At 37.7% G+C, this 13,812-nt stretch carries 14 protein-coding genes; all 14 read left to right on the forward strand.

Translation table 11 applies throughout. The features are described from left to right. Positions 1–50: 50 nt before the first annotated feature. A complete protein-coding gene (locus tag AC0LWJ_RS00105) occupies positions 51–692 on the forward strand; it encodes a hypothetical protein (protein ID WP_474237269.1) in 642 nt (213 codons plus the stop codon). A 208-nt stretch (positions 693–900) separates the two neighbouring features. Further along, positions 901–2,175, forward strand: a complete 1,275-nt coding sequence (locus AC0LWJ_RS00110; RefSeq protein WP_474237268.1) for an HD-GYP domain-containing protein — start codon at positions 901–903, stop codon at positions 2,173–2,175. Next, complete coding sequence (locus AC0LWJ_RS00115; RefSeq protein WP_474237267.1) at positions 2,165–2,737, forward strand: DUF5317 domain-containing protein; 573 nt, start codon at positions 2,165–2,167, stop codon at positions 2,735–2,737. The genes AC0LWJ_RS00110 and AC0LWJ_RS00115 overlap by 11 nt, the downstream gene beginning before the upstream one ends. A gap of 77 nt (positions 2,738–2,814) precedes the next feature. Then, on the forward strand, positions 2,815–5,499 hold the full coding sequence (gene secA, locus AC0LWJ_RS00120) for a preprotein translocase subunit SecA (RefSeq protein WP_474237266.1): 2,685 nt from the start codon (positions 2,815–2,817) through the stop codon (positions 5,497–5,499). 46 nt (positions 5,500–5,545) lie between these two features. Beyond that, positions 5,546–6,644 (forward strand): peptide chain release factor 2 gene (gene prfB / locus AC0LWJ_RS00125; protein WP_474237265.1). Its coding sequence is split into 2 segments (ribosomal slippage): positions 5,546–5,614 and positions 5,616–6,644, totalling 1,098 coding nucleotides; the frame shifts between segments, so codons are not numbered across the junction. Positions 6,645–6,711: 67 nt separating this feature from the next. Then, the gene (prpE, locus tag AC0LWJ_RS00130; protein ID WP_474237264.1) at positions 6,712–7,446 is read left to right on the forward strand and encodes a bis(5'-nucleosyl)-tetraphosphatase PrpE; all 735 of its coding nucleotides are present in this window, start codon (positions 6,712–6,714) and stop codon (positions 7,444–7,446) included. Positions 7,447–7,476: 30 nt separating this feature from the next. Continuing rightward, positions 7,477–8,169 carry a TVP38/TMEM64 family protein gene (locus AC0LWJ_RS00135; protein WP_474237262.1) on the forward strand — a complete coding sequence of 231 codons (693 nt, stop codon included), beginning with the start codon at positions 7,477–7,479 and terminating at the stop codon, positions 8,167–8,169. Between the two features lie 45 nt (positions 8,170–8,214). Then, positions 8,215–9,375, forward strand: a complete 1,161-nt coding sequence (locus tag AC0LWJ_RS00140) for an amidohydrolase (RefSeq protein ID WP_474237260.1) — start codon at positions 8,215–8,217, stop codon at positions 9,373–9,375. 75 nt (positions 9,376–9,450) lie between these two features. After that, a complete protein-coding gene (argF, locus tag AC0LWJ_RS00145) occupies positions 9,451–10,392 on the forward strand; it encodes an ornithine carbamoyltransferase (protein ID WP_474237259.1) in 942 nt (313 codons plus the stop codon). 228 nt (positions 10,393–10,620) lie between these two features. After that, positions 10,621–11,082 carry a tRNA (adenosine(37)-N6)-threonylcarbamoyltransferase complex ATPase subunit type 1 TsaE gene (gene tsaE, locus AC0LWJ_RS00150; protein WP_474237258.1) on the forward strand — a complete coding sequence of 154 codons (462 nt, stop codon included), beginning with the start codon at positions 10,621–10,623 and terminating at the stop codon, positions 11,080–11,082. Then, entirely contained in the window at positions 11,079–11,792 is a 714-nt protein-coding gene (tsaB, locus tag AC0LWJ_RS00155; RefSeq protein WP_474237257.1) for a tRNA (adenosine(37)-N6)-threonylcarbamoyltransferase complex dimerization subunit type 1 TsaB, read from the forward strand. The genes tsaE and tsaB overlap by 4 nt, the downstream gene beginning before the upstream one ends. Then, positions 11,789–12,235 (forward strand): ribosomal protein S18-alanine N-acetyltransferase, encoded by a 447-nt coding sequence (gene rimI, locus AC0LWJ_RS00160; RefSeq protein WP_474237256.1) that lies wholly within the window; start codon positions 11,789–11,791, stop codon positions 12,233–12,235. The genes tsaB and rimI overlap by 4 nt, the downstream gene beginning before the upstream one ends. Before the next feature lie 15 nt (positions 12,236–12,250). Beyond that, on the forward strand, positions 12,251–13,273 hold the full coding sequence (gene tsaD, locus AC0LWJ_RS00165; RefSeq protein WP_474237255.1) for a tRNA (adenosine(37)-N6)-threonylcarbamoyltransferase complex transferase subunit TsaD: 1,023 nt from the start codon (positions 12,251–12,253) through the stop codon (positions 13,271–13,273). Positions 13,274–13,532: 259 nt separating this feature from the next. Beyond that, on the forward strand, positions 13,533–13,802 hold the full coding sequence (locus AC0LWJ_RS00170) for a FeoA family protein (RefSeq protein ID WP_474237254.1): 270 nt from the start codon (positions 13,533–13,535) through the stop codon (positions 13,800–13,802). Positions 13,803–13,812 lie beyond the last annotated feature (10 nt).

A 13,812-nucleotide genomic window follows, 5' to 3' on the forward strand; every position in this document is an offset into this window, starting at 1 on the left:
AGAATATTATTCATATAGGGAAATAAAAAGTATGATAGGATGTGAAGATTGTGGCGGATTTAACGAAAGATGTTATCAGTTCCATGGAGGAATTGATAAATAAGGTTCAAAGTGTAATATCCAGCAGGGTGGTTGCAAATAACAACGAAATAACGGAAATACATGTCTTATCTGACAGTTCAAGGAGTGCAAAGCAAATTGCACGGGATGTACAATCTGCCTTGATGGCAGAGTTTGATATAGAAGTGAATTACAAGATAATAAGCATTGCACAGATAGATACAGGAGGCAGGGTTTATAATGACAGCAGGTTTATATTTTCAAATTGCTCCTATATGACTAACGGCATAAGGGCAGAAGCTGCCGTTACACTTATACGGGGCAGCGAGTCATATGAGGGCTTTTCAAGCGGCATAAATACCAAAAGGATGAAATACAGGCTTTTGGTTAATGCCGTACTTGATTGCATTGCAAAGGTCATTACAAATGAACATATACTTCTTCTTGAAGATGTTGATATATTTCAGATAGCAAAAACAAATGTGGTTGTTGTCGCATTGACACATGTGACACATCAGTATGAGGAACTGCTTATAGGTTCATGCCTTGTCAAAAAGGATGAGGGGGAGGCGGTTGTAAAAGCTGCCCTTGATGCCTTAAACAGGCGGATAACAGCAATCTTAAACAGTTGATTTGAACCCCGGCCGCTTAAAACATGTTTAGCGTAGCGATGCCTGAAGCCAAAGGGCAGAGGAGCTTATCGTAAAAGGAGGTTTTGAGATGAATAAGGCAACACTTATAAAAATACTGTTGGTCTTAATGGCACTTGCATTGGCAGGAGGTGCGAATTATACGTGGAGTTAAGCGGTCTTAAGGTCTTTTTAAAAAAAGGAGGTCTTTATGTTAAACAGAAGTGTTAAGATATATATAACGTTAATAATTGCCTCAGGCTTGCCTTTTATTGCATATTCGGCATTTAATATGCCTTTATATATGATCATAGATGTGATGATATTCGGATGTTTTTCCGCCTTAGCCGAATCCATGCCTATATATATAGTGAAGGACTTCGCTGTGTCTGTTGCATATGCGGTTGATTTAATGGCGCTTTTTATATTCGGACCATATGGAGCCTCTTTAGTCGCCTCAATCGGTATGATAGGGAGGGTTGGAAAACAAGCGGACGGGAAGGTGTGGCATGTATTTAATATGCCCTATTACAAGACATTGTTCAATATATCGCAAATAGCTCTAAGTATCGGCACTGCCGGCTTGATATATAAATATACAGGCGGTGCTTTCGGTACATATGTATACCCAAGATACCTTCTGCCAGCTTTATATGCCGCAGTGACATATTATATATTAAACACCGCCTTTGTGGCTTTATTGTTATCATTTTTAATGAAAAAACCGCTTACATATGTTTTGACAAATGAAATTAAATGGGCAGTACCGGATTTTATTTTTCTCGCCTTTCTCGGCATAGTCATGTCGGAGGCTTTTGTTAAGATTGGCTATGCAAGCCTTGTTTTGCTTTTTGTACCTCTTTTTATGATAAGATATATGTTTCAGCTTTATATGAAAGCAAAGGAGTCCTATTATGATACGATAAATGTCCTTATAAAATCCCTTGAGGCAAAGGATGCCTATACGGCAGGACATTCAAAAAGTGTTGAAAGGCTTTCCGTTATTCTGTCAAGGGAGCTGGGTTTAAGTGAATCACATATTGGGTCAGTAAGGATTGCAGCACTTTTACATGATGTAGGGAAGATCGGCGTGAAGGAGGAGGTTTTAAACAAGCCGGGGAAGCTTACCGATAAAGAATTCAGCGTAATAAAGGACCATCCGCAAAAAGGCTATGAGATATTGAAGGATGTTCCTGCATTGAAACATGCCTGCCTGTGGGTAAAATACCATCATGAGTGGTATGACGGAAGCGGGTATCCCGATGGCATAAAAGGAGAGGAAATACCGCTGGAAGCCCAGATACTTTCCCTTGCCGATGTTTTTGATGCCTTGGTTTCCGACAGACCTTACCGTAAGGCTTTTACTAAGGATGAGGCTTATAAAATCATTATCGGAAATGAAGGAACGCAGTTTGGACCTAAGGTTATAAAAGCTTTTAAAAATGCGTTTAAAAGAAACAAGGAGGAGTTTAGACATGATTTTTGATTCACTGGGTATTTCTTTGATTTATGGTTTGATTAGAGGCGGAAAAATAAGCGGCATTGCAGATATTGATATAAAGAAACCGGTTTTTTTTATTTTAGGGTTTTTATTTGAATTTGGGCTTTTAAATCTTTCCGACCGTTTTCCCGTCATTATGTCATACAGGGCATTTATTCATTTTCTTGATTATCTTATGCTTTTCATAGGATTATGGTATAACAGGCATAATAGATACATGATGATAATAGGCTTTGGCATACTTTTAAACTTTATCGTGATATTTGCTAACGGAGGAAGGATGCCTGTATCAACCGATGCCTTGAAAGCGGCAGGCTTATACCATCTGATACCCGGTCTTTTATCAGACAGCATTGCAACACATCAGGCATTGACCGCATCAACAAGGCTTAAGTTTTTAGCGGATGTTTTATTTTTGCCGAAGCCGTATCCGCTGCCAAAGGCTTTCAGCATTGGGGACCTCATGATATTTACAGGTACGTTTTTGATGGTTACAAATGCAATGCTGAAAAAGAAAGGGAAAAAATATAAGGAAGTCGAGGGCTGAGATTTTTCTTTTCTTGTATTATATATTTACAAATGATATAATATATTATCGATGAAAAAACTTTAGAAGGTGAAAAAATGTTTGGTATTTTAGAAAAAATATTTGGAAATTACAGTGAGAAGGAAGTTAGGAGAATTGAACCTATTGCAGACGAGGTTTTGTCATATGATGAAAAGATGTCGAAGCTTACTGATGATGAATTACGCGGAAAAACAGAGGAATTTAAAAACAGGATAAAAGAAGGGGAAACCCTTGATGACATACTTCCCGAGGCTTTTGCCGCAGTAAGGGAAGCGGCATGGAGGACATTAAAGATGAAGCATTTTAAGGTGCAGATAATCGGTGGTATTGTCCTTCATCAAGGGCGTATTGCCGAAATGAAGACAGGCGAAGGTAAAACCCTTGTTGCGACATTGCCGGCATACCTGAATGCTCTTGAAGGGAAAGGGGTTCATATCGTTACGGTTAACGACTATCTTGCAAAAAGGGATCGCGACTGGATGGGAAGGATATATGAGTTCCTCGGCTTAAGTGTTGGCGTGATACTGCATGATATGGGCCCGGCAGAGCGTAAAAAAGCCTATGGTGCCGATATAACCTATGGTACAAACAACGAATTCGGTTTTGACTATTTAAGGGATAATATGGTTATATACAGGGAGGAAATGGTGCAAAGGCATCTTAACTATGCCATAGTTGATGAGGTAGACAGCATATTGATAGATGAGGCAAGAACGCCCCTTATAATATCCGGCGTTGGAGAAAAGTCAACAGCCTTATATAAACAGGCGGATACCTTTGTAAGGACATTAAAAAATGAAGAAGATTATACGATTGATGAAAAGGCTCATGCGGTAAGCCTGACGGAAAAGGGTGTCGGTAAGGCAGAGAAGTTTTTCAATCTGAAAAACCTTGCCGACCTTGACAATATGGAGATATCACATCATATAAATCAAGCCCTTAAAGCACATGCCATAATGAAGAGGGATAAGGACTATGTTGTAAAAGACGGGGAAGTTATTATCGTCGATGAATTTACCGGAAGGCTTATGTTCGGAAGAAGGTACAGCGAAGGCTTGCATCAGGCTATTGAGGCAAAAGAGGGTGTCAAGGTAGAAAGAGAAAGCAAGACGCTTGCCACAATCACCTTCCAGAATTATTTCAGGATGTATGATAAGCTTGCCGGCATGACGGGCACAGCACAGACTGAGGAACAGGAATTCAGGGCGATTTATGGTCTTGATGTTGTGGTTATACCTACAAATCAAGAAATGATAAGATTAGATGCCCATGATGTAATATACAAGACAGAGGAAGCAAAGTTTAAGGCGGTTGTAGAAGATATTGTTGAACATCATAAGAAGGGGCAGCCTGTTCTTGTCGGTACTATAACAATAGAAAAATCCGAAAAGATAAGCAATATGCTGAAAAGGTTGGGAATAAAGCATCAGGTTTTAAATGCCAAATACCATGAAAAAGAGGCTGAAATTATTGCACAGGCAGGCAGGAAAGGCGCTGTAACGATTGCAACAAATATGGCTGGACGTGGTACGGATATTATCCTTGGAGGAAATCCTGATTTTTTGGCAAAGAAAAAAATGCTGGAGGAAGGATATTCAAGCGAGGTTATACATGAGGCTTCAGGTTACGGACCTATAAAAAGCGATGAAATAAGAAAGGCAAGAGAGAGATTTCAAGAGCTTTTGTCTGAGATAAAAAAAGAAACAGAAAAGGAACATGATGAGGTTGTTAAGCTTGGAGGACTCTATATAATAGGTACAGAAAGGCATGAATCAAGAAGGATTGACAACCAGCTGAGAGGGCGTTCCGGGCGTCAGGGAGACCCCGGTGAATCAAGGTTTTATATATCCTTGGAAGATGAATTGATGAGGCTTTTTGGGTCTGAGAGGATAAAAAACATGATGAATTCACTTGGGATTGAAGATGACCAGCCCATAGAGCATGGCATATTGACAAAACAGATTGAGCAGGCGCAGAAAAAGGTTGAAGGCATAAACTTTGATGTAAGGAAAAATGTCCTTCAATATGATGATGTAATGAACAAACAGAGGGAAATAATTTATAAGGAAAGAAGAAAGGTATTGGAAGGAGAGGATTTAAGACAGTATATATTAGACATGGTCAAAAGCGTGATAGAGAAAAATGTTGAGATATATACGGCAAACAGCAAATATCCTGAGGAATGGGATATTGAAGGTCTTTTAAATCATCTTTACGATATGTTCCTTGATAAAGGAAGTGTTGTAATTGATGTTGGTTATGACAGGCTTGATAAAGAGGCGCTGACAGATATAATTTATGAGGAAGCTGTAAAACAGTACGAGAAAAAGGAAGCTCAGATAGGACCTCAAATGAGGGAGATTGAAAGGGTTGTTCTTTTAAAGGTTGTCGATACAAAATGGATGGACCATATAGACGATATGGACCAGCTTCGTCAGGGGATAGGATTAAGGGCATACGGGCAGATTGACCCTGTTATTGAATATAAAAAAATTGGTTTTGAGATGTTTGAGGAATTAATCAATTCAATTCAGGAGGATACGATAAAGTTCCTTTATCATATTGAAATCGGAAATGATAAAATGCCTCAAAGAGAGCAGGTCGCAATACCGATAGCAGCACAGGGAAGTGATGACAGCGTCAAAAAACCTGTTGTAAAGGGTAAAAAGGTTGGAAGGAATGACCCATGCCCATGCGGTAGCGGGAAAAAATACAAAAAATGCTGCGGTGCCAATTTATAATAAATTGCAATGACTTAAGAAGTTTTTATAGTAAGGAGATGAAAAATTGTTAGAAGATTACAAATCAGAAGTAGCAAATATGATAAATACAATTAAAGAAATGGGGGCTTCTCTTTGACATAGAAGGCGCTAAAAGGGAGGTCGAGGAAATAGAGAAGAAGATGTCTGTACCGGATTTCTGGAATGACTTGAAAGCTTCTCAGGAATTATCAAAAAGGGCAAAGGACTTGAAAGAAACCATTTCTGAATATAACTCCCTTGTTTCAGATTGGGAAAACTTAAATGCCCTTGTTGAACTTGGATTAGAGGAAAATGATGAATCACTTTCGCAGGAAATGGAGCAGGAATACAGGGAACTAAATAGAAGGCTTAAGGATATAAAAATAAGGACATTGTTAAGCGGTAAATATGACAGGGGAAATGCCATACTTTCCATACATGCAGGGGCCGGAGGTACGGAAGCGCAGGATTGGACCGAGATGCTTTTGCGTATGTATACAAGATGGGCTTCTCATAAAGGGTACGAGGTTGAGATAGTGGATTATCTGGCAGGTGATGATGCAGGCATTAAAAATGTAGCTCTAATGGTAAAAGGTCCTTTTGCATATGGATATCTTAAATGTGAAGCAGGTGTTCACAGGCTTGTCAGGATATCACCCTTTGATGCCGCCGGCAGGAGACATACCTCCTTTGCCTTAGTTGAGGTTTTGCCTGAAATAGATGATGATATTTCCCTCAGCATTAAGCCCGATGACCTGAAGATTGATACCTTCAGGTCATCGGGAGCCGGCGGTCAGCATGTAAATAAGACAGAGTCTGCAATAAGGATTACACACATTCCCACGGGAATAATTGTTCAGTGCCAGTCAGAACGTTCCCAGATGTCAAACAAGGAAACTGCTATGAAGATGCTTAAGGCAAAACTTATGGATTTGATGGCAAAAGAGCAAAAAGAAAAGATTGATGACCTTAAAGGACAATACAAAGAAGCTGGATGGGGTAATCAGATAAGGTCATATATTTTTCAGCCCTATACACTTGTTAAAGACCACAGGACAAATGTTGAAATAGGTAATGTAAGTGCTGTAATGGACGGAGAGATTGATGAGTTTATTAATGTATATTTAAGACAATTGGTTTCATAAGGGGTATCTTTTTGATATCCTTTTTTAATATAAAGAGGTTATATGTATATTTTGGAGGTAAAATTTGATGGGATATGACATAATAGGGGATGTGCATGGATGCTATAATGAATTGATTGACCTTGTAGAAAAAATGGGCTATAAATATAAAGAAGGCATATATCATCATGAAGGTAGGATTTTAGTATTCCTTGGAGACCTTGCCGACAGGGGGTATAACTCAATAAAAGTCATTGAATTTGTATATAAACACGTCAGGGAAAAGAAGGCTTTGTATGTACCGGGGAACCACTGCGACAAGCTTTATAGGTTTTTCATAGGGCATGATGTGCAAATAACACATGGGCTTGAAATGACTGTTGCTGAATTAAGGGCTTTATCTACAGAAGAAAGAAGGATTATTTCAGCGCATTTCATAGAATTGTATGAAAACGCCCCGCTGTACCTCTTGCTTGATAATGGAAGGCTTATTGTGGCACATGCCGGTATACCCGAAAAATATGTAGGGTTTTATGACAAGAAGGTTAAGCGATTTGTCCTTTATGGAGATATAACAGGTGAGGTGAATCCTGACGGAACTCCTGTAAGGCGCAATTGGGCGGCTGATTACAAAGGCGAGGCTTTTGTTGTTTATGGTCATACACCCGTAAAAGAGCCTTATTTTATAAATAACACTGTAAATATAGATACCGGCTGTGTTTTTGGAGGAAAGCTTACTGCTTTGAGATATCCCGAAAAAGAAATAGTCAGCGTAAAATCAACACTATACTTTGATAAGGATAAATTCAGAGAGAATATGTAAATATAAGAAATTCATTTAAGGAGAAAGGGTATGAAGAAAAATAAAATTGATATGCTGAAGATATTATTGCTTGCGATTTTTATAATTGGGTTAATTTTACTTACTTTAACCTTTGGAAGAGATTTAACACTGCTCTTAAAAGACCCCAAGAAATTTGAGGAATGGATACACAGCTTTGGAACTCTGGGGATACTGGTATTTATTGCGGTACAAATAATCCAGGTGGTTATTTTTATAATCCCGGGTGAGGTTGTGCAAGTTGCAGGGGGTTATCTTTATGGAACTTTAATGGGTTCGATATATTCGGTAATTGGGATAACGATTGGCTCGTTGATATGTTTTTTAATAGCAAAATTTTTGGGCTATGATTTTGTTCGCAGCATAATATCTGAGGAAAAACTTAAAAAATTCAATTATGTTATAAATAATTCCAAAGGTGAATTTATACTGTTTCTGTTGTTCTTTATTCCGGGTCTGCCTAAGGATGCCCTTTCATATATTTCAGGATTGACACCTGTTAAGTTTTATAATTTTTTTTTAATAACGCTTTTTGCAAGGCTTCCGGGGATAGTTTTTTCAGCATGTATAGGTGCAAACTTTCAAAGCAAGAATTATCTTTTAGCCGGAAGCATTTCAGTAATAGCATTAATGCTTTTTGTAATTGGTATATTGAATAAAGATAAAATCATGAAGAAGCTAAATAGAATTGATAAATCAAGATAATGAGAATATAATATTTGTCGTATTAAATATAAGGGGGATTTCGTAATGTATGTTTTAAAAGGAGGAAAAGTCCTGACAATGTCAGGCGAAAATTATGATAAGGCAGATGTTGTCATAGATAAGGGTAAAATCATGGATGTAGGGGAAAATTTGGTTGTACCTTCTGATGCGGAGGTTATAGATGCAGCCGGTTTTATTGTTATGCCCGGTATGATTGATGCACATTGCCATCTGGGCTTGTGGGAAAACGCGATGGGGTTTGAGGGGGCTGACGGCAATGAAGCGACAGACCCCGTAACACCCCAGATGAGAGCAATCGACGGTATAAATCCCATGGATAAATACTTTGAAGAAGCTTATAAAGCAGGTGTTACAACTGTTGTAACAGGTCCCGGAAGTGCCAATGTCATAGGAGGGCAATTTGCAGCAATAAAGACATTTGGCAAAAGGATAGACGACATGATTTTAAAGGAGCCTGCTGCGGTTAAAATAGCCTTTGGGGAAAATCCTAAATCAGTATATAATGAACAGCACAAAATGCCAATAACAAGGATGGCGGTTGCAGCACTGTTGAGGCAGGAGTTGGTAAAGGCGCAGGAATACATGGAAAACATGGAAAAGTTTGCAGATGACCCTGAAAAGAGACCTGAAAGGGATTTAGGTCTTGAAGTCCTTGTCAAGGTTTTAAAACATGAGATACCTTTAAAGGCACATGCCCACAGGGCTGATGATATATTTACGGCGCTTAGGATTGCAAAGGAGTTTAATGTTGATATTACCCTTGACCATTGTACGGAAGGTCATTTGATTGCTGATTACCTTGTAGAAAAAAATGCAAAATGTATTGTGGGTCCGTCATTATCTGAAAGGTCTAAAATAGAGCTTACTCATCTTTCATTTAAGACACCGGGCATACTTTCAAATGCCGGTCTTAAAATTGCTATAATGACAGACCATCCGGTAATTCCGATAAATTATCTTCCACTTTGTGCAGGTCTTGCTGTTAAAGAAGGAATGGAGGAGATGGAGGCATTAAAAGCTATTACAATTTATCCTGCTGAAATCACAGGAATTGATGAAACAGTAGGAAGCATAGAAAAAGGTAAAGATGCTGATATAACTGTATTTGACGGAAATCCTACAGACCTTAGGACAAAGGTAAAATTTGTATTCATTAATGGTAAAATGGTCTATAGAGGTGAATAATTTACGGTGTAATACTTTACGAAAATTAATAAATAATATAAAATTAAAAGGTAGATTAATTAAAGGAGGTTTATTATGGCATTTAATTTAAAAGGAAGATGTCTTTTATCCTTAAAAGATTATACACCGCAGGAAATAAGCTATCTTATAGATATTGCAAAAAAGGTAAAAGCAGATAGAAGGTCTGGAGTTATACATCAGAGATTTCTGGGAAAGACTATCGCACTGATATTTGAAAAAAGGTCCACTAGGACGAGGTGTGCATTTGAAACTGCATTTGGTGAAGAAGGCGGGCATCCCGTTTTTCTTTCGATGAATGATATACAGCTTGGAGCGAAGGAATCAATTGAAGACACTGCAAGGGTTCTTGGAAGGATGTTTGACGCCATAGAATTTAGAGGTTTTAAACAGGAAACCGTTAATGCGCTTGCAAAGTATTCAGGAATTCCGGTCTATAACGGCTTGACTGACGAATATCATCCAACTCAGGTTCTGGCAGACCTTATGACTATAGAAGAGGAATTTGGATATCTAAAGGGTACAAAACTTGTTTTTGTAGGTGACGGTAGGAACAACATGGCAAATACTCTTGCAATAGGATGTTCAAAAATGGGTATAAATTACCTTATAAATTCACCGAGGGAACTTTGGCCATCACAGGAATACATAAATGAAATAAGGGAAATGGCGAGGGAAAATGGCAGTACCTTTGAGGTAACGGATGTTCCCGGTGAAGGCTTAGAGGGTGCCCATGCCGTATACACAGATATATGGGTATCAATGGGAGAAGAGGCGAAACGGAAAGAAAAAGAAGAACTCTTGAAACCGTTTCAGGTTAATAAAGAGATGATGCAGAGGACAGGCAGAGATGATACGATATTCCTTCATTGTTTACCTGCAATAAAAGGTCAAGAGGTAACATTTGATGTGATGGAAGGTAAACAATCAAGGGTTTGGGATGAGGCTGAAAACAGGAAGCATACAATAAAAGCAGTTATAATAGCCACAATGCTTTAATAAGTTTTGAGATAATAGCATTGATGATATACAAAAAGTTTTTGAGATATTAAAATATATTCTCCGGTTTTTATTTCCGGAGAATATATTATTATTAAAAATTTATGACGTATAAAAGCCGTTATTTTCACATAATAGCATTATTTTTTAAGGCTTTACTTTCATGTATCAGTTTATACTAAACATAGTATATAATATGTGTATAAAACACATAAGGTGGTGTATTTTGTGAAGGTTAATATAAAATCAAAAAGCTCAGAAGAAACGGAAGCATTAGGAGAAAAGATAGGAAGACTTTTAAAAAAAGGTGATATTATTTTGCTGACAGGAGACCTTGGAGCAGGTAAAACAGTTTTTGCCAAGGGAATTGGTAGGGGTATGGGAATAAATGATTATATAACAAGTCCCACTTTTATGTTGGTTAATGAGCATACCGGGAAGATTCCTCTTTATCATTTTGATGTATACAGGATTGCAGATTATAGTGAATTATATGACATAGGATATGAGGAGTATTTTTATGGTGACGGTGTGTGTGTTATCGAATGGTCTGAAAAAATCGAGCCGCTTCTTCCGAAAGATAATCTTCATGTATTTTTGAAAATGGGTGATGCAGAGTGCGAAAGGAACATCGAAATAATTTCAAATGGTGAAAGATATAATGATATATTGAAGGAGATGAACAGGTGAAAATTCTTGCGATAGATTCATCATCAAGGACTACGACAGCTGCAATTGTAGACGATGATGGTATAATTGGCGAATATTCTGTAAATTATCGTAAGTCCTCGGTTATACTAATGCCGATGATAGACGACCTTTTAAAAATGACAGGGATAAATAAAAAAGAGATAACGCATTTGGCAGTCAGCAAAGGTCCGGGTTCTTTTACCGGATTAAGAATCGGAGCCGCAACCGCAAAAGGACTTGCTCATGCCCTTAAAATACCGATAGCAGGGGTATCATCCCTTGATGGGCTTGCATATAATATACGTGAATTTAAAGGCATTATTTGTCCGGTGATAGATGCATTAAAGGGCTATGTTTATACTGCATTTTACAGCAGCGGATATGAGTTAAAGAGATTGTCGGATACTTTGTTGATACCGGTAAAAGAACTGTGTGAAATAATAAAAAATTACGGAAACGATGTTATTTATACAGGTGATGGTGTTAATGTGTATAGAAATGAGCTTTTAAGCATGACAGGGATAAATATTTTTTTTGCTTCTCCTGTAGACAATATTTCAAGGGCTTCATCAATAGGTATGCTCTCTATTGAAAAAATTATTAAAGGAGATTTAAGTACATATATTGATTTTAAGCCTTATTATATCAGAAAGCCTGCTGCTGAATGTAATATGAAAAGCTTAATGAAGTATGCGGAGGGGCAAAAATGAATGTTGTGGTGCGTGAAATAAGGAAAAATGACATTGATGAGGTGCTGGAAATAGAGAGAATGTGTTTCAGTGTACCTTGGTCAAAAGAAGCTTTTTTATTGGAAATAACAAAAAACAAATGTGCTCATTATGCGGTTGCGGAAATCGACAATAGGATTGTAGGTTATGGAGGCTTTTGGGTTGTTGTTGACGAAGGGCATATAACAAATATTGCGGTACATCCGGATTTTAGGTTCCTTGGGGTAGGCTCTGCCATTATGGAAGAGATGCTCAATATAGCCAAGAAAAAAGCTGTTACTTCTATGACACTTGAAGTAAGGGAATCAAATATTGCAGCACAAGCCCTCTATAAGAAATTTGGATTTAGACCTGTAGGCAGGAGAAGGGGATATTACCAGGACAATAAAGAAGATGCTATAATAATGTGGAAATATGATGTTTAATGGTGGTGACAGTAGATGAAAAAAGATTTAATATTTTTAGGTATAGAGACATCCTGTGATGAGACGTCAGCAAGTGTTGTTAAATCAGGGAAATATGTATTATCAAATATAATATATTCACAAATAGAAATACACAAGAAATATGGCGGTGTAGTACCGGAAATTGCTTCAAGACATCACATAGAGGCGATAGGTGAGGTTGTTACAAAGGCTCTTGATGATGCTGGATGTAATCTTGATGATATTGACGGTATAGCCGTTACATACGGACCGGGGCTTGTCGGAGCGCTTCTTGTTGGTTTATCATATGGTAAGGCATTAGCATATGCAAGGGATTTACCGTTTGTCGGTGTTAATCATATCGAAGGACATATATCTGCGAATTACATTGGAGAGGGTTTTGAACCTCCATTTATTTGCCTTGTTGCATCAGGCGGGCACTGCCATCTTGTATATGTAAAGGATTATGGAGAATATGAAGTATTGGGGAGGACGGTTGATGATGCGGCAGGCGAGGCATTTGATAAAGTGGCAAGGGCATTGGGATTGGGATATCCGGGGGGACCGGAGATTGACAGGGTTTCAAAAGAAGGCAATCCGGATGCATATGTATTTCCGAAATCCTTTATGGAAAACGGGAATTTTGATTTCAGTTTTAGCGGGATTAAAACCGCTGTTTTAAATCAGTTGAACAAAAACAGAATGAAGGGGATAGAAATAAATATCGCGGATTTTGCTGCCAGCTTTCAGAAAAATGTTGTTGAGGTACTTACATATAAACTAATTGAAGCCGCAAAGGTTAAAAATATCAACAAAATATCCATAGCAGGCGGGGTTGCATCAAACAGTTTATTAAGGTCAATGTTAAAAGAAAAAGCCGAAAAGGAAAATATTTTGCTTCATTATCCCGAAGTAGTATTTTGTACGGATAATGGAGCAATGATTGCAAGTGCCGGGTATTTCGATTTTATGCGCGGAAAAAGGTCGGATTTAAATTTAAATGCAGTTCCTTATTTGAAGATTTGTGAAGATTGTTGAGGATAATTTTGTGTGGACTGTGGAAAAATACGTGAATTTCATACATGATGGTGCTTCTATGCTGTGGATAACCCTGTGGATATTGTGATTAATTTTTATTGTCTGGATATAATGTAATGAAATGGAATGTAATTATATTAAAAGTAAAATTAGAATAAAAAATATTAAAGAAATTAGGTGTTGACAGAAAAATCTTTGACATGGTATAATAAATGTACGGATATTGATAATTATTTTCAATTAAAGGGGATGTATGCAAATGATGGAGAAAAGAGTAGAGTATAATGAAAACTGTAATAATTTAATACCCCTTACTTGTTTAAAGAAGGGAAACAAAGGAAAAGTAATCAAGATAGATGCATGTGGGTTTGCTGTCCAAAGGTTGAATGAGATGGGATTGGTTCCTGAGACAGAGGTAAAAGTTTTAAGGAATGGTATATTGAGTGGTCCTGTTGAAATCAAGGTAAGAAATTCACATTTGGTAATAGGTCATGGACTTGCTTCAAAAATTTATGTTAAAGCAGTGTAAAAGCTGAAAC

The organism is Aceticella sp. 75b-Ac, assembly GCF_056032965.2.

Excerpts from the sequence above, each read along its gene's own strand:
- AC0LWJ_RS00110 (WP_474237268.1), top strand. The coding sequence starts at position 901 with ATGTTAAACAGAAGTGTTAAGATATATATAACGTTAATAATTGCCTCA.
- AC0LWJ_RS00115 (WP_474237267.1), top strand. The coding sequence starts at position 2,165 with ATGATTTTTGATTCACTGGGTATTTCTTTGATTTATGGTTTGATTAGA.
- secA (WP_474237266.1), top strand. The coding sequence starts at position 2,815 with ATGTTTGGTATTTTAGAAAAAATATTTGGAAATTACAGTGAGAAGGAA.
- prpE (WP_474237264.1), top strand. The coding sequence starts at position 6,712 with ATGGGATATGACATAATAGGGGATGTGCATGGATGCTATAATGAATTG.
- AC0LWJ_RS00135 (WP_474237262.1), top strand. The coding sequence starts at position 7,477 with ATGAAGAAAAATAAAATTGATATGCTGAAGATATTATTGCTTGCGATT.
- AC0LWJ_RS00140 (WP_474237260.1), top strand. The coding sequence starts at position 8,215 with ATGTATGTTTTAAAAGGAGGAAAAGTCCTGACAATGTCAGGCGAAAAT.
- argF (WP_474237259.1), top strand. The coding sequence starts at position 9,451 with ATGGCATTTAATTTAAAAGGAAGATGTCTTTTATCCTTAAAAGATTAT.
- rimI (WP_474237256.1), top strand. The coding sequence starts at position 11,789 with ATGAATGTTGTGGTGCGTGAAATAAGGAAAAATGACATTGATGAGGTG.
- tsaD (WP_474237255.1), top strand. The coding sequence starts at position 12,251 with ATGAAAAAAGATTTAATATTTTTAGGTATAGAGACATCCTGTGATGAG.
- AC0LWJ_RS00170 (WP_474237254.1), top strand. The coding sequence starts at position 13,533 with ATGATGGAGAAAAGAGTAGAGTATAATGAAAACTGTAATAATTTAATA.